At 67.6% G+C, this 19,816-nt stretch carries 20 protein-coding genes and 1 tRNA gene; 9 read left to right on the plus strand and 12 right to left on the minus strand.

Annotated elements, in window-relative coordinates:
• The 3 genes from DVR07_RS08690 to DVR07_RS08700 all read right to left on the minus strand — a co-directional run bounded on the left by DVR07_RS08690 (position 1) and on the right by DVR07_RS08700 (position 3,130).
• The gene (locus DVR07_RS08690) at positions 1-1,449 is read right to left on the minus strand and encodes a branched-chain amino acid ABC transporter permease (RefSeq protein ID WP_115796419.1); all 1,449 of its coding nucleotides are present in this window, start codon (positions 1,447-1,449) and stop codon (positions 1-3) included.
• A gap of 137 nt (positions 1,450-1,586) precedes the next feature.
• Positions 1,587-2,201: a CBS domain-containing protein gene (locus DVR07_RS08695; RefSeq protein ID WP_115796421.1), complete on the minus strand. Its 615-nt coding sequence runs from the start codon at positions 2,199-2,201 to the stop codon at positions 1,587-1,589.
• Positions 2,202-2,371: 170 nt separating this feature from the next.
• A complete protein-coding gene (locus DVR07_RS08700; protein ID WP_115796423.1) occupies positions 2,372-3,130 on the minus strand; it encodes a GTP cyclohydrolase IIa in 759 nt (252 codons plus the stop codon).
• Positions 3,131-3,415: 285 nt separating this feature from the next.
• On the opposite strand from DVR07_RS08700, the gene DVR07_RS08705 reads away from it, so the two are divergent.
• A complete protein-coding gene (locus DVR07_RS08705) occupies positions 3,416-3,610 on the plus strand; it encodes a cold-shock protein (protein ID WP_115796425.1) in 195 nt (64 codons plus the stop codon).
• 201 nt (positions 3,611-3,811) lie between these two features.
• Complete coding sequence (gene udk / locus DVR07_RS08710) at positions 3,812-4,609, plus strand: uridine kinase (RefSeq protein WP_115796427.1); 798 nt, start codon at positions 3,812-3,814, stop codon at positions 4,607-4,609.
• Positions 4,610-4,636: 27 nt separating this feature from the next.
• Here the strand turns inward: udk and DVR07_RS08715 are convergent, their stop codons facing one another.
• The 3 genes from DVR07_RS08715 to mct form a co-directional block, all read right to left on the minus strand.
• Positions 4,637-4,957, minus strand: a complete 321-nt coding sequence (locus DVR07_RS08715; protein WP_115796429.1) for a DUF5785 family protein — start codon at positions 4,955-4,957, stop codon at positions 4,637-4,639.
• A gap of 106 nt (positions 4,958-5,063) precedes the next feature.
• On the minus strand, positions 5,064-6,662 hold the full coding sequence (locus DVR07_RS08720; protein ID WP_193570160.1) for a globin-coupled sensor protein: 1,599 nt from the start codon (positions 6,660-6,662) through the stop codon (positions 5,064-5,066).
• 253 nt (positions 6,663-6,915) lie between these two features.
• Positions 6,916-8,085 carry a succinyl-CoA:mesaconate CoA-transferase gene (gene mct / locus DVR07_RS08725; protein ID WP_115796433.1) on the minus strand — a complete coding sequence of 390 codons (1,170 nt, stop codon included), beginning with the start codon at positions 8,083-8,085 and terminating at the stop codon, positions 6,916-6,918.
• A gap of 150 nt (positions 8,086-8,235) precedes the next feature.
• On the opposite strand from mct, the gene glmS reads away from it, so the two are divergent.
• Genes glmS through citE form a run of 5 tightly spaced genes read left to right on the plus strand, consistent with a single transcriptional unit; the run spans position 8,236 to position 13,635 of the window.
• Positions 8,236-8,676, plus strand: a complete 441-nt coding sequence (gene glmS / locus DVR07_RS08730; RefSeq protein WP_115796435.1) for a methylaspartate mutase subunit S — start codon at positions 8,236-8,238, stop codon at positions 8,674-8,676.
• Positions 8,677-8,692: 16 nt separating this feature from the next.
• Complete coding sequence (locus DVR07_RS08735) at positions 8,693-10,126, plus strand: methylaspartate mutase subunit E (RefSeq protein WP_115796437.1); 1,434 nt, start codon at positions 8,693-8,695, stop codon at positions 10,124-10,126.
• Complete coding sequence (locus tag DVR07_RS08740) at positions 10,123-11,481, plus strand: methylaspartate ammonia-lyase (RefSeq protein ID WP_240318869.1); 1,359 nt, start codon at positions 10,123-10,125, stop codon at positions 11,479-11,481. The genes DVR07_RS08735 and DVR07_RS08740 overlap by 4 nt, the downstream gene beginning before the upstream one ends.
• Positions 11,474-12,583, plus strand: coding sequence for a 2-methylfumaryl-CoA hydratase (mch, locus tag DVR07_RS08745; protein ID WP_115798299.1), 1,110 nt, complete (start codon positions 11,474-11,476; stop codon positions 12,581-12,583). The genes DVR07_RS08740 and mch overlap by 8 nt, the downstream gene beginning before the upstream one ends.
• 29 nt (positions 12,584-12,612) lie before the next feature.
• Entirely contained in the window at positions 12,613-13,635 is a 1,023-nt protein-coding gene (gene citE, locus DVR07_RS08750) for an L-malyl-CoA/beta-methylmalyl-CoA lyase (RefSeq protein WP_115796439.1), read from the plus strand.
• A 294-nt stretch (positions 13,636-13,929) separates the two neighbouring features.
• Here citE and DVR07_RS08755 read toward each other — a convergent pair.
• From DVR07_RS08755 to DVR07_RS08765, 3 genes are all read right to left on the minus strand, one after another.
• Positions 13,930-14,012 (minus strand) — tRNA-Ser (locus tag DVR07_RS08755).
• Positions 14,013-14,997: 985 nt separating this feature from the next.
• Complete coding sequence (locus DVR07_RS08760; RefSeq protein WP_115796441.1) at positions 14,998-15,765, minus strand: ZIP family metal transporter; 768 nt, start codon at positions 15,763-15,765, stop codon at positions 14,998-15,000.
• Positions 15,766-16,131: 366 nt separating this feature from the next.
• On the minus strand, positions 16,132-16,896 hold the full coding sequence (locus DVR07_RS08765) for a TIGR04282 family arsenosugar biosynthesis glycosyltransferase (protein ID WP_115796443.1): 765 nt from the start codon (positions 16,894-16,896) through the stop codon (positions 16,132-16,134).
• 61 nt (positions 16,897-16,957) lie between these two features.
• Between DVR07_RS08765 and DVR07_RS08770 the strand changes: the two genes are divergently transcribed.
• Entirely contained in the window at positions 16,958-17,164 is a 207-nt protein-coding gene (locus DVR07_RS08770) for a hypothetical protein (protein ID WP_115796445.1), read from the plus strand.
• Between the two features lie 31 nt (positions 17,165-17,195).
• Here the strand turns inward: DVR07_RS08770 and DVR07_RS08775 are convergent, their stop codons facing one another.
• Genes DVR07_RS08775 through DVR07_RS08785 form a run of 3 tightly spaced genes read right to left on the minus strand, consistent with a single transcriptional unit; the run spans position 17,196 to position 18,900 of the window.
• Positions 17,196-17,828 (minus strand): uracil-DNA glycosylase, encoded by a 633-nt coding sequence (locus tag DVR07_RS08775; protein ID WP_115796447.1) that lies wholly within the window; start codon positions 17,826-17,828, stop codon positions 17,196-17,198.
• Between the two features lie 47 nt (positions 17,829-17,875).
• Positions 17,876-18,568 (minus strand): DUF7504 family protein, encoded by a 693-nt coding sequence (locus tag DVR07_RS08780; RefSeq protein ID WP_115796449.1) that lies wholly within the window; start codon positions 18,566-18,568, stop codon positions 17,876-17,878.
• On the minus strand, positions 18,565-18,900 hold the full coding sequence (locus DVR07_RS08785; RefSeq protein WP_115796451.1) for a HalOD1 output domain-containing protein: 336 nt from the start codon (positions 18,898-18,900) through the stop codon (positions 18,565-18,567). The genes DVR07_RS08780 and DVR07_RS08785 overlap by 4 nt, the downstream gene beginning before the upstream one ends.
• A 259-nt stretch (positions 18,901-19,159) precedes the next feature.
• On the opposite strand from DVR07_RS08785, the gene DVR07_RS08790 reads away from it, so the two are divergent.
• Positions 19,160-19,798 (plus strand): twin-arginine translocation signal domain-containing protein, encoded by a 639-nt coding sequence (locus DVR07_RS08790; RefSeq protein WP_115796453.1) that lies wholly within the window; start codon positions 19,160-19,162, stop codon positions 19,796-19,798.
• The last annotated feature ends 18 nt before the right edge of the window (positions 19,799-19,816 follow it).

The following is a 19,816-nucleotide window of genomic DNA, read 5'->3' on the forward strand; positions in this document are numbered from 1 at the left end:
TTATGAGCCTCCCGTGATGCCTTCCGGCTTGACCAGCAGCACGACGAACAGGATGGCGAACGCGATGGGGATGCGGTAGGTCGACCCGATGCCGGGGATGACGTGGATGCCGACGTCCATCGACAGCCCGACGATGTAGCTCCCGAGGATCGCGCCGTACACCGACTGGAGCCCGCCGAGGATGACCCCGGCGAACATCGGGAGCAGCAGGAAGAAGCCCATGTTGACCGTGAGCTGGCTGAACAGCACGCCGAGCATCACGCCGCCGACCGCCGCGAACGCGCCCGCGATGATCCACGTCGCCATCATCACGCGGTCGGTGTTGATGCCGGTGATCTTCGCGAGGTCGATGTTGTCGCTGGACGCCCGCATCGCCTTGCCGAGCTTGGTCTCCTGGAGCAGGAAGTGCAGCAGCGCCATCATCCCGACCGCGATGAAGATGACCGACGCTCGCATCAGCGAGAGCCGGATGCGGGTCTGGAACGACGGCGACTGGGGGACGGAGCCGCCGCCGGCCAGCGCGAATATCAGCGCGACGAACGTCACGATACCGGCGACGGCCGCGGCGAGCCGAGGACCGACCGTGTGGCTCGTGCCGTACCCCTCGTCTCCGCCGCTGCGCCAGCGGTAGGCGGCGTACGCGACGCCGACCGTGAGCGCGACCAGCGCGAGCGCGGCGAGCCACGAGTAGGTCGCGGTGAACATCGCCACGTCGGGATTCGGTCCGGTGTCGATGACGTGGAGCGTGAACCCGCCGCCGCCGACGTAGAAGTCGAAGAACTTCGCGGCCGACAGCCCGACGTCGTAGCCGAACACGCTCCCGACCTGCGGGACGACGTAGGTCCGGACCTCGCCGCCGTAGAACGCCTGGGTGCCGAACCGGAGCACGAACGACAGCCCCAGCGTGACGATGAGCATCGTGGCCAGCGAGGCGTCCTTGGCCCGGAACTTCTGGAAGATGACCTTCTCGAGGAACGGAGCGACCCACGCGAGAATCAGCGCCGACAGCAGCAGTCCGGCCCATATCGAGGGGAATCCGAGGCTCACGACCACGCCGAGGACCGCGGCCGCCGCGACGTGGACGCCGAGCGCGAGCGCCGGGCTGGGGTCGCCCGGCCACCACGACCCGCGCAACGCCGACATCCCGCCGAGCAAGTACACCGCGGCCAGCGCCGACCCGGCCGCGAGCACGAACAGCACGCCGAACCCGATTCCGGTGAGCTCGCGAGCGGCGTCGACCTGCGTCAGCAGTTCGAAGACGGGGACGGTCGCCGGTTTGTTGACGAACAGCGCCATGTACGCCCCGAGCATGAGCAGTTCGCCGTGCGCGAAGTTCGGCACCTCCGCGATGTTGTACACCAGCGCGAGTCCGATAGCCCCGAGCGCGACGATACTACCCGTGACCAGGCCGGTCACGATGGCGTTTGCCAACCCGGTGCTAGGTGCCACGTGCGAACACCTCGTATACCCACTTGTCACAGCCTACCATATGACGTATCTCGCAAGCCCGACCTATTTGGGTCTTGCGCTTTTTCGCACCTTTCGTTCGCTGAAAATCGCCGAGAAACGAGGGGTGAGCCGACGGTTCACACGTCCCGACAGTCTGCGCAGATGAGCTGGCCGTTGACGTTGGCGAGCTGCCTGCTCAGCGTGCCGCAGGTCTCGCAGATGCTGCGGTCGGAGTACTCGTGGCGGTCGGGCCCCTCGTCGGCCGCGACGTCGGCGTGGTTGTTGGCCATCGGGTCCGCCCCCATCCGGTCGGTCCCGACCGGTTCGCCGACCTCGCGGGCCGACTCCGCGCGGAGCGACTGGACGCCCGACAGCGACGCCGACGCCGAGATGACGTCCCGCTCCGAGAGGAGGCCGACGAGTTCGTCGCCGTTGGTGACGAGTAGCCGACGGATGTCCTCGCGGGACATCGTGGCCGCGGCGTCCGACAGCTCCCGGTCGGCGTCGATCGAGACGACCGGTTCGGACATCACCGCCGACACCTCGGTTTCGGCCGGGTCGCCCTCCTCGGCGACCAGCGCGATGACGTCGGTCTCGGTGACGATGCCGACGGGGTCGCTCCCCCGGAGGACGACGACACACCCCACTTCCTCCTCGTGCATGAGCCCGACCGCTCCCAGCACCGTGTCGGATTCGCTGACGCCGACGTACTCCCGGGACATCACGTCCCGGACGGTCACTTCGCCTTCCATGTGTGAACGATTGGCACTGGTTCTCTAAAAAGTATCCCCGGCAGGCTTAAGCGGACGACGGCCGTATGCTAACAATTATCAGAATAAGTGAGAACGGTCGAAGGCCGTTCCACGACGCTCGAGTCGGTTTCCCTCGATTCTCGGGAGCGTCGGTCGACTTCCCGCGACCGTCAGTCGACGACGACGCGGTGGCCGTCGTCGCGACACTCCTCGAGCGCGTGCTTGGCCGCCATCCCGGCCGACTGGGGTGTCGCGGCCTGCCCGACGCCGACCTTGAGTTCGACCTCGACCGTCTCCTCGACGTGCCGGATGGTGTCCTCGTAGGCGGCGGCGTCGAGGTCTGGGCAAACTGCGATGACGTTGTCGCCGCCGACGAAGAAGGAGAGCCCCTCGTGGGCCCGGCGGAAGTACCGCATCAGCTCGGCGTACCCCTGCTCGATGTGGATGAACGAGTCGAAGGCGTTCAGCTGGTCGGTGTACTTGCCCGTGGCGTCGTTGACGTCGAAGTGTGCGATCTGGACGTCGTCGTCGGTGCGCTCGTCGGGGTCGAGGGTCGTCCCGCGGAGGATCTCGGTCCGGTCGGCCTCCTGGGCGCTGCCGGCGTCCTGGATGTGCTCGGTCGCCGACGAGAGCGCCTCGACGGGGCTCGGGTCGGCGCCGACGCCGAAGCTGACGGTCACCGGGTAGCGGTTGGCGACCGACTCCTGTATCATGGCGTGGTCGGCCTCGTCCATCCCGTTCGTGACCGCGATCATGTTGTCGAACCGCGTGAAGAAGGCGTACCCCTCGCGGTTGCCGATCAGCTGGGAGAGGTCGGCGTACAGCCGCGACTGCAGGGTCTGGAGGTCGACCTCCCGGCGGGGCTCTGGCGTCACGGTCCACGGTCCGTAGTTGTCGATCTGGATCAGGGTGACCTGCGCGTTCGTCACAGTTGGCCGGGGTTTCGGTTCGATGGTTAATAAGTCGTCCTAATCTCGATAGGTATTCCATATTTGGGGAAGGATGGGGAGCGGCGGGTTCGTGCCGGGAATTGCCGATTCCGATGGAATCGGCCCCGGAATCCCAGAATAGCGCGGGATTTTTGGCAGAGTCGACCGGTTAGCCATCTCTGTCTATCGAGTCCCGAAATCCGGAAAAATTCGTCCAAATATTCCACCGGTTTAGAAACGAATTGCAGAAGACTTATCCCGCTAACGAACGTTCGTCTACTCGCAATGGCAGAAGGAAACGTTGACTTCTTCAACGACACTGGCGGCTACGGTTTCATCGAGACTGACGACGCGGACGAGGACGTCTTCTTCCACATGGAAGACATCGGCGGCCCGGATCTCGAAGAGGGAACTGAGGTAGAGTTCAGCATCGAACAGGCGGACAAGGGTCCGCGCGCGACGAACCTGACGCGCCTTTAAATACGCATTCGGGCCGCCGAGAGGCGGGCGAACGCGCTTTTTCCGGACCATCACTTTGGACGAGCGACTGCTGTTCCGGCCCCCGGCCGGTCGGCGTCGCCGCGACGGAGTCACCACTCCCAAGGACGAAACAGTTCTAGCGATTGGCGGAGAAATCCGATTCCGGGGGATTCAAACCCCCTTCTACCCTGAAACCCACCAATGACAATCCCCTCCTTCGTCATCGGAATCGCGGGCGGGACCGGGGCCGGGAAGACGACGGTCGCCCGCGAGATCACCGAGGAGGTCGAGGACGACGTCACGCGGATCCCGATGGACAACTACTACAAGGACCTGAGCCACCTCGACTTCGAGGAGCGCGAGGAGGTCAACTACGACCACCCCTCGGCGTTCGAGTGGGACCTCCTGCGCGAGCACATGGACGCGCTGCTGTCGGGCCAGGCCATCGAGATGCCCCAGTACGACTTCTCGATTCACAACCGGAAGGACGAGACCGTGGCGGTCGACCCGACCGACGTCATCGTGCTGGAGGGCATCTTCGCGCTGTACGACGAGGACGTCAACGAGATGCTCGACATCCGGGTCTACGTCGAGACCGACGCCGACGTGCGCATCCTCCGGCGCATCGAGCGCGACGTGGTCGACCGGGGGCGCGACCTGGAGGGGGTCATCGACCAGTACCTCTCGACGGTCAAGCCGATGCACGAGCAGTTCGTCGCGCCCACAAAGAAGCGCGCCGACCTCATCATCCCGGAGGGCGCCAACGCGGTCGCGGTCAACCTCCTGGAGGAGAAGGTCCGGGCCGAGACGCTCACCGACTCCGGGTCGGGGTGGACGCTCGGTGAGGAGGGCGTCGAGCGCGAGGACGCCGACCGGCTCGCCGTTACGGGTCCGAGCGCCGCCGACGGGGGGCGGAACGACCCGGCGTTCGGCGACGCCGAACGGGACGACGCGAGGGGAGCAGACGCTGACGACCGGTGGCGAGACGACGCAGAATAGCCGGGCGACCGGACGGTCGGTCCGCGCTCAGGCGCTCTTCTTCTCGGGGTTCTCGCCCTGCGGGTGGTAGTCCCAGAAGCCGCCGCGGCGCATCCCCGCGCCGACCGCCTTGTGGAAGTCCACGATGGTCTCGAACTCCTCGCCCTCGACGTGCTCGAAGATGTCGCCGACGCTGACGACCCGCTGGTAGTTGATGCGGATCGGCTCGTCGGCGTGCTCCTCGACGAACTCCGCCTTCGAGAGCGGGAAGTCCTCGTCGTCGTCGAGCTTCTTGGCGAGAATCGCCATGCCGTACTTGCGTCCGCCCTCGCTGCCCTCCTCGCCGTCGGGGTCGTGCGGCCAGTCCATACCCGAAACGTGGGACGGGGTGCAAAAAGAGTTTACCGTTCGGCCATCCGAGACGAGTCGAGCGGACCCGGCCGCGTACGGACGGACCCCATCTGGTCCGGACCCGTCACCGGGCCGATCGGTCGCCGCCGTCCTCCAGTCGCTCGACCGTCTGGTTTATCTCCCGGACCGTCGCGGCCTGCTCCTCGTTGGCCGCCGCGACGTCCTCGATCTCGTTGGAGATGCGCGAGGCCTGGTCGACGAGTTCGTCGACCAGCGCGGCGACCTCCTCGGTGGACGCCGCCTGGTCGTCCGTGGCGTTCGACACCTCGCGTATCCCCTGCGAGGCCGTCTCGACCGCGTCGGCGATCTCCTGGAGCTTCTCGACCGTGGCCTCGACCTCGTCGACGCCGCGGTCGATCTCCTCGGTGGTCGCTTCGAGGCTCTCGGCGGTCTCGGCGGTGTCCTCCTTGATGTCGTCGACCATCGACTCGATCTCCCCGACGTGCTCCTGGGACTCGTTCGCGAGGCTCTTGACCTCGTCGGCGACCACCGCGAAGCCGTCGCCGGCTTCGCCGGCTCGCGCCGCCTCGATGGAGGCGTTCAAGGCGAGGATGTTGGTCTGTTCGGCGATGTCGTCGATGACCTCGACCACGCCGTCGATCTCGTCGATGCGGTCCGCCAGCCGGTGGACGTCGGCGGCCGCCTCGCCGGAGGAGTCGTCGACCCGCTTCATCGCGTCGATAGCGGCGTCGGCGGCCTCGCGGCCCTCGTCGGCGAGCTGCTCGGTCTGCTCGCTGGTCGCGGCCACCTCGTCGGCCGACGCCGCGATCTCCTCGACCGTCGCCGACATGTCCGACACCTCGGTCGAGACCTGCTCCATCGACTCGGCCTGCGACGCCGCGAGGTCGCTGATGGCCTCCGTGCTCTCGGCGACGTCGCTGGCGGTCCGCTCGGCCTCGTCGACCGCGGTCCGGACCTCGCTAGCCACCTCGCGCTGGCGGTCGAGCTCGTCCTCGACGTCGCTGTAGGAGTGGATGTAGGTGTCGGTCACGACCTGCATGTCGAGGTTGACGACGCGGAGGATCGAGAGGATGTCCTGGATGGCGTCGTCGACCTCCTCGCGGACGACCGCCGCGACCGACTCGTCGCCTGCGCCGCCGGGCGCGCCCGGCCGCTCGTCGGCGCCGCCGGACCCCGTCGACGCCTCGTCGCCGGCGTCGGACCCGCGGGGCGCGTCCTCCTGGGCGACCGCGGTTCCGCCGTCCGCGACGGCGTCGGTGAGACGCGCAGTCAGCGACTCGGTGAGTCGGTCGCCCACCAGCGGGAGGATGAGGTCGTAGTAGACGCCGTACTGGCCGAGGTAGTGCTTCATCGGCATGTCGAGCATGTCGTGGAGCTTGCCGATGCGGGCCCGCTGTCGGAAGTACTCCTCGCCGTAGTCTCCCCCGGCGAGGGTCACCAGGTACGCCGCCTGGGTGCGCTTGAGCTGTTCGACGCCCTTGGGCGACCGCCCGATGACGTCGACCGTCTGGTCGCGACCGACCAGATTGTCGTAGAAGTCCTCCGCCACCTGTTCGGCGTTGGCTTCGAACAGGTCCGCGTACGATTCGAGCCGCTCCGCGTCTTCGCGGTCGAAGTCGACGAAGTCCTTGCGCCACTCGATCTCCGCCGCGTCGAGCCCGATGCCGTCGACGAGGTCGTCGACGTCGAGTCGGTCGTTCATTTCGCCGTGTCCGAAGTCCGCGCTGCTGTAATCGCTCACGTCGCAACTTTCCGAAGGCCCGGTCTTAGGTCCTTCTCCCAGTTATCACAGCGGATAACGAGAAACCCTCGACCGGTTCCATTCCGTTGAAACGTTTCGCGCCTGCGCTACCGGTGTCGGAGATGGAGGACAGCCACCACTCAGCCGGCGAGGAGCGACTTCGAGAGGCCCGACGGGACCGACGGCTCGGGACGGCTCCGGTCCGGCAGCCGCGTCAGTCGTCGGCGTCCACCGTTTCCCGCTCGTCGCCGAGCAGTTCCTCGCGGTGCTCGTCGAGCAGCGGCGCGCGCTCGCCCGGTTCGGGCGGCGTCTCGCTCAGTTTGATGGGCGACCCCGCGATGGTGACCCGCTCGTCGGCGCCCGGCTGGTCGGCCTCGACGAGCATGTCGCGTGCGCGGACGTGGGGGTCCGCGAAGACGTCGCTCACGTCCTGGACGGGCGCGCACGGCACCGAGCCTTCGAGGGCGTCGCAGACCTGCTCGGCGGGAAGCGTCGCGGTCCACTCGGCGATCTCCTCGCGGAGCGACTCCCGGTGCTCCAGGCGGTCGGCCGTCGTCGGGTACTCGGCCGCGAGGTCCGGTCGGTCCATCGCCTCGCAGAGCGCCCGCCAGTGGTTGTCGCCGAACGCCGCGATGACGACGTGGCCGTCGGCCGCCTCGAAGGCGTTGTACGGGAACAGCGTCGGGTGGGCGTTCCCCCGGCGGGTCGGCACCTCGCCCGTATAGGAGTACTGGTAGACCGCCCGCTCGCACATCGAGATCATGGCGTCGTACATCGCGGTGTCGACGTACTGGCCCTCCCCGGTCCGGTCCCGGTGGTGGAGCGCCGCCAGAATGCCCACCGCGTTCAGCGTCGCGGTGAACAGGTCGCCGATGCCCGGTCCGACCTTGGTCGGCGGCCCGTCGGGCTGGCCGGTGATCTCCATCACGCCGCCGAGCGCCTGGGCGATGAGGTCGAACGAAGGCTGGCCCTGGCGGTCGGTCTCGCCCGTGCGCGGGTCGCCGAACCCCCGGATGGAGGCGTAGACCAGTTCGGGGTTGCGCTCGCACAGGGTCTCGTACTCCAGATCGAACCGCTCCATCGTTCCCGCCCGGAAGTTCTCGACCACGACGTCGGCGTCCTCGACCAGCTCGAGGAAGTCCGCCCGGTCGCCCTCGTCGGTCAGGTCGAGTTCGAGGCTGCGCTTGCCCCGGTTGACGCTCTGGAAGTAGCCGCCGTAGGCGTCGTCCTCGCTCGCGAACGGCGGGTTGGGCCGGATGAGGTCGCCGCCGGGGCGTTCGATCTTCACCACGTCGGCCCCCAGATCCGCGAGCAGCATCGTGCAGTACGGACCGGCCAGCACCTGCGTCAGGTCGAGAACGCGCACGTCGTCGAGCGCTTGCATCGTTTCGCCGGTCGGCGACCCGGGACAAAAACCTTCCCAATAAATAATGCGGTTTGTCTGGAAGGGACACATACACCCTCAAATGACCTTAAAGGGATTTAATCATGAACAATGATTATCTTTAAGTATTGTTCATGGAAGTTGTAGATGATGTCTGCTACAGTCATCCTCGGCGTCATCGGGTCCGACGCGCACGCCGTCGGCATCACCATCCTCGAACAGGCGCTGTCGGCGGCCGGCTTCGAGGTCGTCAACCTCGGCGTCCAGTCCAGCCAGCAGGAGTTCATCGCGGCTGCCGAAGCGCACGAGGGTGACGCGGTACTCGTCTCCTCTCTCTACGGTCACGCCGAGCAGGACTGCCGGGGGTTCCACGAGGCCATCGCGGACTCGGACCTCGACCCGGTCACCTACATCGGCGGCAACCTCGCGGTCGGCCAGGACGACTTCGCGGAGACCCGCGATCGGTTCCGCGAGATGGGCTTCGACCGGGTCTTCGACTCCGAGACCAGGCCCGAGGAGGCCATCGCCGCGCTCAAGACCGACATGAACATCGCCGAGTCCGAGGCCGAACGCGCCCAGATAACGTCCTGAAATCCCCGTTTCCAGCATGCTACGCGACACACGCCTTTCCGGTAGAGAGCTCTCGCGCATCGACGAGGAGATACGAGCCGACTGGTCGGTCGACGACCTCGACTTCGAGGAGGCGGTCGAGTACCACGACTCGCTCCCCGGGAGCAAGCAGTTCGCCCAGGTGCTCGAAACCGCCGACCGGCCACTGCTCCAGCCCCGGGCCGGGGTTCCTCGGCTCGACGACCAGATCGCGCTCCTGCGCCACCTCGAGGAGGCGGGCCGCGCGGACCTGCTCCCGACGACCATCGACTCGTACACCCGCGACAACGAGTACGGGAAGGCCCAGCAGGGCCTCGAGGAGGCCCGCGAGAGCGGCGAGGACACCCTCAACGGCTTCCCGGCTGTCAACCACGGCGTCGAGGGCTGCCGCGAACTCGTCGAGGCGGTCGACGCGCCCGTCGAGGTGCGTCACGGCACGCCCGACGCCCGCCTGCTCGCGGCGGTCACGTTCGCCGGCGGGTTCCAGAGCTTCGAGGGCGGTCCCGTCTCGTACAACATCCCGTACACCAAGGAACGGGACCTCGCCCAGACCATCGAGCACTGGCAGTACGTCGACCGGCTCGCCGGCGCCTACACCGAGCGGGGCGTCACCGTCAACCGCGAGCCGTTCGGCCCGCTCACCGGGACGCTGGTCCCGCCGAGCATCGCCATCGCGGTGATGCTGGTCGAGGGGATGCTCGCGGCCACGCAGGGCGTCCGGAGCGTCACCCTCGGCTACGGCCAGGTCGGCAACCTGGTCCAGGACATCGCCGCGCTCCGGGCGCTCCGGGCGCTCGGCGAGGAGTACCTCCCCGACGAGGTGACCGTCACCACCGTCTTCCACGAGTGGATGGGCGGGTTCCCGCCGGACGAGGCCCGCGCCAACGGCGTCATCGCGCTCGGGGCGGCCACGGCGGCCATCGCCAAGCCGGACAAGGTCATCACCAAGTCCCCGCAGGAGTTCGGCGGCGTCCCCACCAAGGAGGCCAACGCCGCGGGGCTGCGGACCACCAGGCAGCTCATCGACATGATGCGAGAACAGGAGATCAACCTCGACGGCGTCGACAGGGAACAGGAGTTCATCGAGAAGTCCACGCGGTCGCTAATGGACACGGTGCTGGAACTCGGCGACGAGGACGTCGCCCAGGGCGTCGTGAAGGCGTTCGAGACCGGCAAGCTCGACGTCCCGTTCGCGCCGAGCGAGAGCGCGGCGAGCGCGGTGCTGCCGGCCCGGGACGACGACGGCCGGGTCCGCATCCTCGAGTTCGGCGACCTGGCGCTCGACCCGGACCTCAGGGACGTCCACACCGACCGTCTCGACCGCCGGGCGCGGGCGGAGAACCGCGACCGGTCGTTCCAGATGGTCGCCGACGACGTCGACGCCATCAGCGAGGGGCGGCTCATCGGCCGACCGGGAGGTGAGCAGGCGTGACGACGATTGCGGAACTCCGGGCGGTTCCCGGCGCGTCGGGGTTCTTCTTCGACGACCAGCGCGCCATCAAGGACGGCGCCGAGCGCGACGGCTTCGCCTACCGGGGCGACCCGGTCACCCCCGGATTCGACCGGGTCCGGCAGGCCGGCGAGGCGATAAGCGTCCTGGTCGAACTCGACGACGGCACGGTCGCGACCGGCGACTGCGCCGCGGTCCAGTACTCCGGCGCGGGCGGTCGCGACCCGCTGTTCCGGGCCGAGGAGTTCGTCCCGGTCGTGGAGGGTCCGGTCGCCGACGCGCTGGTCGGCAGAGACGCCGACCGGTTCGCCGAGAGCGCGGCCCTGCTGGAGGAACTCGACGGTCCCGACGGCGAGACCGGCGGAGGCGCCGCGTCGACGAACGACGGGCGCTTCCACACCGCCATCCGGTACGGCGTCTCGCAGGCGCTGCTCGACGCCGCGGCGAAGGCGCGCCGGGCGACGAAGACCGACGTGCTGGCCGACGCGCTCGGCACCGACCCGGCCGACCGGCCGGTCCCGGTGTTCGGCCAGTCGGGCGACGCCCGCCGGGACAACGCCGAGAAGATGCTGCTGAAGGGCGTTCCGGTGCTCCCGCACGGCCTGTTCAACAGCGTCGAGAAGGTCGGCGAGCAGGGCGAGCGACTGGTCGAGTACATCGACTGGCTCTCGACGCGAGCGAGGGAGATCGCCCCGGAGGAGTACGCGCCCCGGTTCCACGTGGACGTGTACGGCGTCCTCGGGCAGGTCTTCGGCGCGCCCTACGACCGTGCCGAGGTCGCCGACTACTTCGCCGACCTCCGCGAGGCGGCGGCACCGTTCCCCCTGCAGGTCGAGGGACCGATGGACGCGGGCGGGCGCGGCGAGCAGATCCACGCCATGACCGAACTCCGCGAGGGCCTGGCGGACGCCGGCGTCGAGGTCGACATCGTCGCCGACGAGTGGTGCAACACCTTCGAGGACGTCCGGGCGTTCGTCGACGCGGGCGCGGCCGACGTGGTCCAGGTCAAGACGCCCGACCTCGGCGGCGTCCAGCGGAGCGGCGAGGCGGTCCGGTACTGCGAGGGGACCGACACCCGGGCGTACCTCGGCGGGACCTGCAACGAGACCGCCGAGTCGGCCCGGACCTGCGCCCACGTCGCGCTCGCCACCGACGCGGCCCAGGTGCTCGCCAAGCCCGGCATGGGCTTCGACGAGGGGTACATGATCGTGACCAACGAGATGCGGCGGACGCTCGCCCGACGGGGCGACTGGCCGGCGACGGGCGGGGCGGGCGGCGCCTCCTCGCGGTCTCGACCGGACGCGGCCTCTGACGCGGGAGGTGCCGGCGATGACTGACTGGACCGACCCGTCGACGTTCGCGGCCGCGCTCGATCGGGCCGAGACGAAGGAGAAGGGCACCTACTTCGAGGAGTTCGCCGAGGGCGAGACCATCGAGCACGCCCCCGGCCTCCGGCTCTCGCGGCACGGCTCGGAGCTGTGGGCCAGCCAGACGCTCAACCACGACCCGGCCTACTGGCGCTCGGACGCGGCCCGCGACCTGGGCTTCGACGACCCGCCGGTCCACCCCGACTACCTGCTGGCCGCCGTGATGGGCCCGAGCGTCGAGGACCTGAGCGAGAAGGGCGGCTACTTCCTCGGTCGGGACGGCGTCCGGTTCCACGACCCCGCGGTGGCGTCCGGGACGGAGGTCCGGGTCGAGTCGACGGTCGAGGCAAAGCGCGAGTCGAGTTCGCGGCCCGCCTACGGCATCGTGACCTGGGAGACGACCGGGTACGACGCCGCGACCGGCGACCCCCTGCTGTCGTACACCCGGACGAACATGATCCCCCGGCGCGAGCCGGTTGCGACCGACGGCGAGGGGGCGACTGGGGCGGAATCCGCCGAGGGGACGACTGGTGAGGATTCGACCGCCGAATCGACGCCGGACCTCCCCGACGAACTCCTCGCGCCCGAGGGCCCGTACTTCGAGGACTTCCGGGACGCCGTCGAGCGCGCCCGGGACCGCGACGCCGCGGTGGCCTACCGCCACGAGCGGGGCCGGACGATGGACGACGTGCTGGTCTCGACCCTGCCGCTGCTCACGCTCAACACCGCGAAGCAGCACCACGACGACCACCACATGGCCGACTCGCCGTCGGGCGAGATCGTCGCCTACGGCGACGTCACCCGGTCGGTCGCGCTCGGCCACGCCCGGTCCGACGAGGCGACCGTCCGGGAGCTGTCCTGCGGCGACGAGCGGTTCCACGACTTCGTGACCGCCGGCGACACCGTCTACGGGTTCACCCGCGTCCTCGACGTGCGGGAGACCGACGGTGACGCGATTCCGGCGGGCGCTCCCGACGCGGGCGAAGTCACCTTCGAGCACTACGCGTTCAACCAGCGCGGCGAGCCGGTCTACTCCGGCACGCGGACCGCACTGGTCCGGAAGCGAAACTGAAACACGAGACTCCGAAACCCCACCAATCCATGACCCGAACACGACTCTGCCGAACGTTCCAGACCGCACCCGCCGGCGTCCCCCGCGACGACAGCGCGAAGTACCTCCGCTCCGGCCTCGCGGCCGAGGGGTGGCAGGCCCCCGACTGGCTGGTGCCCGACCTCGAAGACGGCACCGCCCCTGACCAGAAGGAGGAGGCGCTGGCGAACGTCCGGGACCTCCTCCCGGAGTACGCCCCCGAGTTCGCCGGCGAGATCTGGCCCCGCGTCGAGTGGGGCTACGACGACGAGGCGACCCGCGAGCGCGGCCGCGACCAGATATCCGAGCTCGTCGAGTCGGTCGGCGAGCACCTCGACGGCGTGGTCGTCCCGAAGGTCGGGCGACGCGACGACGTGGAGGACGCCGAGGCCGCAGTCGAAGCCGCCGCGCGCGAGTCGGGCCACGACGTCGACCTCGCGGTCATCGTCGAGACCGCCCGCGCGCGCTCGGACCTCCGGGAGATAGCGCAGTTCGGCGCCGACTCCCGGCTCGCCGCGCTGGTCTTCGGCCCGGTGGACTACGCCGCAGAGCTCGGCGGGCGCGACGTCGGCGGAAGCCCGGAGTGGCCGGGCCTCTACGAGGCCCTCTCGAACGAGGCCAGCGCCAACGACCTGCTGGCCATCGGCGGCCCCTTCGACAGACTGTTCCGCGAGCGCGCCGGCGTCACGTTCTACAACGGCGAGGCGTACGCCGAGTACGTCGAGCGCGAGGCCCGGGTCGGCCTCGACGGCTCGTGGTCGCTCCACCCCAATCAGACCGAGCAGGCCAACCGCATCCACCTGCCGAGCGAGGGCGAACTCCGCGAGGCGGTCCGGAAGATAGAGGGCTTCGTCGAGGCGAAGGAATCGGGCACCGGCGCGGTGTCCATCGACGGCCAGATGGTCGACGAGGCCACGTTCAAGAACTTCGAGAACACGGTCGAGACGGTCCGGGCAGTCCACGACGCCCGCGAGTCCCAGACCCGCGAGTACTACGACGCCGACCTGCTCGATCGAGCGCTCTCGGTGGAGTGAGGCCGTAGAACGCGAATCTCGACCATCCGCTCCGGCGCGCGCTGGCGCGGCCCCTGTGGCCGCGCCGATGTGCGCGAGGGAGGCGGCCGCGTCTATGCGGCCGCCGAGGCTGGGGAGGGGTGAGGCTCGCGGTCGCGGTTGCGGAGTTCACAGGTAACGGCAGTAGCTAGCTTCGACTTAACCGTCCAGTAGGAGCTAGCTACTCTGAAACCGTCCACAGAAATCGGACGAATTGGCGGTTATCTGACGTTAGAAACGACAGTAATCGCTCGCAGTGATGTTCGTCGGAAAAGACGGTGGGATTGGGATTTGAACCCAAGAGGCATGACGCCACCTGCTTTCAAGGCAGGCGCAATAGGCCGCTCTGCCATCCCACCCTCGGGATTCAGTTTACCCCTGTCAAGTCATGCGATTTCGGGCCTTCTACACCCGGAACCAATGAGACGACGTAATTCCACTACGCCTCGATTGAATCGGGCTGGAACCACCGAAATCGCACTTCGTGGGGTGTATTTCGATGATTGAGCGGGAGAAAGTTGAAGGTATCGTTCTCATCTACAGCCCTGCCGAGGATTACCTGAACGAACGCCAGCGAGTAGCCTACAAAGGACACCGGGAGAACTCGTCAAATGGCTTGCCAAGCAGGGCAGAAACGCGGAAAATTGGAAGGAGACGCATACGACACCGACAGCACATATGCGAACATACTCTCCTAGCTTCATCGTTACGTGTGGGAGGAAGAAGGTATCATCCATACGTCTCTTGATGCAGGGCTTCGGCCAATTGAGGTTGGCAGAGCGAAAGCGTATTGGATGGATATTGAGAACGCCGCACTCCGAATCCCCGAGAAATATCACCAAAAACGAAGCCAACTGGATAATAAGTCTCCGGGAGGAAACAGCCGAATATCTTGCCCGATGGCTCGAAGAACGGGAGATGTACGAAAAATATTATGATACGGACTAGTTGTGATTGGCTCGTCACCGCAATCCCTACACCGGCGGGTCACTCCGTGTTCTGCTGGACAATCTAAGAGACATAGCAGGCTTTGAGCGGCTTTTCTCTCTCCGCAATCAGACACCCACCGGGACGTACATGGCCCGAGAGGAAAGGCCGGCCACCGCTCGATCGCAACTACGACATCGAAGTGAGAAAACTACGATGGAATGCGACCAAGCCTCTGTCAAAGACAGACGAGACGCGCTCAACAGGACGGGGTGAAGAAACCCGAAAAGAAGCAATCAAGACAGTCGGGAAGCATCACAGACTGCGCGATTGAGAGCGTACATCGAGCAATCCTGGTTCGCAGTCAAGCGATGAACCAATTTTCGTCCGTCTCGTCTGCGCGATGGCAAACAGTAATTACAGCAAGAAGGTTCCGAGGAACCCCACTGCTGTCGCCAAGGTGATGTACGGCCCGGCCTCGTCGTAGGCGTCGGGGTAGATTTCCCCCGCGAGCGACGCGAGGATGGCACCCCCGGCGAATGCCCGGATAGCACCGCGCCAGTAGTTTGGCAGAGAGGGGAGGAACCAGTAGCCCAACAGCACTGCTCCGCCGACCACAATAGCGGTCACAGTCCACGCCCCCATGGTCAGCCACTCACCCCTATTCTCTTTCATATTGGTGCCGGACATCATCGACTGCGACCCGTTCGTGACGACGAGCGCAAACAAGAACGCGAGCGCCCCTTGGACGTTGCCAACCAGCAGTGACCCCATCGCCGCATTCTCCGGAACACCGTCGGTGGTCACGCTCGCCCACAATCCCAAGCCGTTTTCCTCCGACTCGTCGCTCACCAGTCTGTCGATGAGGATATCCAATCCGCCGAACGTCGCTACACCGCATAGGAAGTACCCCGATGCGCTCCACTTGCCGATATTCTTGACCGCGGGGTCAAACAGTTCGAACGCGAGCGAGACGACCAGTGACCCGCCGCCGACCGCGAGCAGGACCGCCTGCCACTTCTGTTTCGGGCGAACCCAGACCCCGACTGCTGCTCCGGCAATCAACGCGACAGCCGAAAACACGGCATAGAACCACGGGTTCGAGAGCAATCCCCCGAGGAAAGGACTCGATCTGGACACTTGGGCGACGGTGGAACTGAGAGAAAGTCCGACGTGGGTCACCATACGCTTCACCACGGTAATAAACGGCTGGAGTCTAAATCGTTAATGGCGGACGCGACATCCCGTACGAACACGTTGCGCCGCGTTCGCGTCGCTCCAGCAACAAGAAGAGGAGCGTTTCTTCGCCACTACCAGTAGATATCGATGGGTTCGCACCACGCGTTGAACATGGACTACCCCCATCGAGTCGGACTTCTCGAAAGTTGACAGAATAGTCAATTAGGATACAAGTAGAAGCCGTAAATCGCACTATTTCGGGTATCCGTGGAAGGTATGACGCCACCTGCTTTCAAGGCAGGCACAAGAGGTCGCTCTGCTATCCCATCGCGCGGGCCCAAATCCCGCCTTGGTCGTCTAAGACCTGTCAGTCTACTCGCGGACGAGTTCGGGGTCGCCGTCGTCGCCCGGCACCACGCGCAGGCCCAGGTCGCGGACCAGCGCCGCGGTGTGCTCCGGGACGAAGCGCCCGGCGGTCGCCCGCGCGGTCAGCGTCGGGACCAGCGACAGCACGTCCGCGCCGGTCTCGACCCGGGTCGCCGGCGGGAGGAAGTCGACGTCGTGGCCCGCGTCGGCGGCGCGGTTCGTCAGGGTCTCGATCTCGGGCGCGGCGTAGGCGTCCTCGAAGTCGACAGTGTCGGTGAAGCCCGCGAAGTGGACTCGGCCGCGGTCGCTCGGGCCGAGCACGACCGCGTTGCGCCGGAGCTTCATCGCGGCGCTGTCGATCTCGGTGCGGGTGAGCAGCGGCGCGGTGCCGGGCACGACCGCGACCGACGCGACCTCCTCCTCGTCGAGCAGGTGGGTGACCGCGTTGCCGGCGCGAGCCGCGACCGTCGAGCCGACCTGGACCTCGTAGCGGGCCTCGTCGGGGTCGGCCAGCGCGTCGGCCGCGAGCGCCCGGACCTCCGCCTCGGCGGACCGGTCGCCCGCGTCGGCGTGCCCTTCGGGCAGCGACTCCTCGTCGCGGTAGTTGACCAGCAGGTCCCCGCCGCTGCGCTCGGCGGCCCTGAAGGTGTCTTTCAGCATAGCCGCGTAGAGGTCCGCGGCCTCCGCCTCGGAGAGCGGCGACGACGCGGCGAGTTCCGGCAGCACCAGCCCCGGCCGCGGCGGAGCCGCGAGCACGACGATGACGGTCATGCGCTACACTCGGGGCGGGCGACCCTTGAAGCTTTTAATTCGGGGCGTCCACCGTTCGGCCGTGAACTGGTGGAAACTCCTCGCCGCGCTCGCGGTCGCGGTGGTCGCGTTCGTCGCCGTCGGTGCGGTGGTCGCGCTCGTCGACGCGGTACTCGCGAGCATCGCCGCGCTGGTCGTCGCTGCGCTCGTGATCGCGGCGATTGCGGCCGGCAGCTGGACCGGCGCCGGGCCGAACCGCGGGCTGTCGAACCCCTACTGGGAGCGCTGAGACCCGACCGAACCGACGCCGCAGATGGCGCTCAGCGGCCGCGCCGGCCCTTCGTCTGCCGGTAGTCCCGGTCCATCAGCGACGAGAAGTGGTCGACGAACGCCTCGCGGTCGGCCTCCGACTGGTCGAGCGGGTCGGCCATCGGGACGATCTCGAACCCCCGGCCCCGGACGGTGGTCGCGTGGTCAGCGACCGCGTCGAACTCCGCTGCGGGCGCCGTGGTGTATTCGGCCGCGATTTCGGTCAGGGCGCGCTGGCCCACCGGGACGAGTATCTCCGGGTTAATCATCCGAATCTCGGCGTTGAGGTAGGGTTCGCACGTCCCGACCTCCTCGTCGGTCGGCGGGCGCTCGGGGTCGCGACACCGTGTCAGGTAGGTCACGAAGGCGTTGTCGAGTTCGGGCTCGTCGTCGGTCGGCAGCGAGTTGTTGAGCCCGAGCAGCCCCAACACGTGCTGGAGGGCCTCTCCGCGCTCGTCGACGGTGAACGGGACACCGGTTCGGTCGGCCCCCGCGCCGGGCGCCTCGCCGACGAACAGGAAGTCGGCGCCGACGTCGCCGTAGCCGTGGACGACCCGCTCGCGGGTCGCGCAGAGTTCCGGACAGTTCCGGCAGTCGGCGTCCATGCCGAAGGGGTTCGACCGGGTCTGCTGGTTCGCGTCCATCGTCGGTACCGTGGGGTCCGCGCGGTAAAAACCGGTCGGAGCGGCGGCTACCCCGACCCGGCCGTCGCGTCGTCGCCCGCGTGCTCCGCGTCGTCGCCTGCACCCGTCGGGTCGTCGACGGTCTCGCCTCGGCGGTGGGCGCGCTCGGTCAGGTCCTCCAGGCACTCGACGACCGTGTCGAACAGCGCCGCGACCTCCCGGACGGTCGCGCAGTCGTGGACAGCGGGCGTCAAGCGGACGTAGCCCGTCGCGTCGCGGGCGTCGAACGCGCGGAGCAGTTCCCGGAGGAAGCCGACCGCGCGGTCGGTCTCCCACCGGTCGAGGAACGAGGTCGCCGAGTCGACGTACGCGACGGTCCGGCCGTCGGCGGGCCACGCGTCGAGGTAGCCCGCGACCACGTCGCGGATCGCCGCGGCGTCGGCGGGGTCGGCGACGCCCCTGACGACGCTCCGGTCGACGGGCGACGACGCGCTGGCCGACCGCATCCGGTCGCCGACGCTGACGACCCCGACGTTCCGCGGCGCCCGCTCGATTCGGTCGCGCATCGTCGCGAGGAACGTTTCGGGGTCGTCGTGGGTGATCGCCAGCGCGTCCATCGGTCCCTCGGCCGAGAGCGGGTCGGCGAGCACCGACAGCGCCGCCGTGTCGCCGCGAGTCCGCCCCAGCACGAGCGTGTGGGGGTCGGCGTCGACGCGAGTCCGGACGAGTCTGGTCTCTCGGTCGGCACTCGGCCCGGTCATCCGTCCTCGAAGGCCGCGTCGTCTACGATTCGGACTCGGCCGCCGCTCCGGACGAGAACCCGGAGACCGCAGACGCGGAACGCGACCTGAGCGTCTCCCTCGCTTCCGGTGAACAGCGCGTCGAGCGCGTCAGGGTCGACGCGGTCGGAGAGCGGGATGACGGTCGAAGTCGGGTCGACGCCCGCGACGTCGGCGATGGCCTGGATGACGGCGTCGCTGACCGTCGCCGGCCCGTCGGGGTCGAACGAGGCGCGGTAGACGCCGGACCGGTCGGTCTCCTCCGTCGGCCCCGAGCTGTCGGTGGTATCGTTCCCAGTGCCACTTTTAGACATTGTTCGTTCTCCTGTAATTATTCCTCTCTTAGTGGTAATAAATTTGCGGTGGTCAGTGGAGGATAGAATCCCACTGATCACAATCGGGTTCGTCGAACTCGGCCCCGGCGCGAGCGCGCCGCGACCGGTGTCAGCGCTGGGTCCCCGTAACGGTTCACGACGGTTCGTAACCTCCCATTACGTCGCTCCCAGTGGCCGAGAGCGTTCAACGATTCCCCCTCTTTAATCCCCTCGGGGCGAAGTAACCGATGGGGGTTTCATGACACAGAAGTCATCTCGTCGTCGCTTCCTGAAAGCGGCGGCAGCGACCGGTGCATTGGCGGGACTGAACGCGACGGTGCTGGCCCAGGGCCAGAACGAGGAGGTAATCCTGCTCGGCGGATACACCCGGGCGTGGGAGGGCTACCGCCTGCCCGGCGGGGAGTCGGCGTCCGGGTCCTCGAACCCGACGCTGACCCTGCAGGAGGGGACGACCTACACGCTGATGTGGCAGAACGGCGACGGCGTGGGTCACAACTTCGCCATCCAGGACTCGCAGGGCAACAACCTGGAGGTGCTCGAGCCGCTGTCGGTCCAGCCCGACACGTTCCAGCAGATCAACGAGACGAGCGCGAACCAGAGCGTCTCGCTCCAGGTATCCGGCGGGAACGTCACCGGCGTCTCGACGGGCAACCAGACGGGCGGCGGCGGGAACGCGACCGGCGGTCAGCAGTCCACCGAGTCGCTCATCGCCTCGACCGAGATCATCTCCGAGCAGGGCGCCGTGCAGGCGGTGCGGTTCACCGCGACCCCGGAGATGGCCCAGTACATCTGTCTCGTCCACCCCAACACCATGGTCGGCGACGTCCAGGTCCAGGGTGGCGGCGGCGGTGGCGGCGGCAACAACAGCTCGATGTGATCCGAGCCGGTAGAACCG

The sequence above is a fragment of the Halorussus rarus genome (assembly GCF_003369835.1).
GTDB lineage: Archaea > Halobacteriota > Halobacteria > Halobacteriales > Haladaptataceae > Halorussus > Halorussus rarus.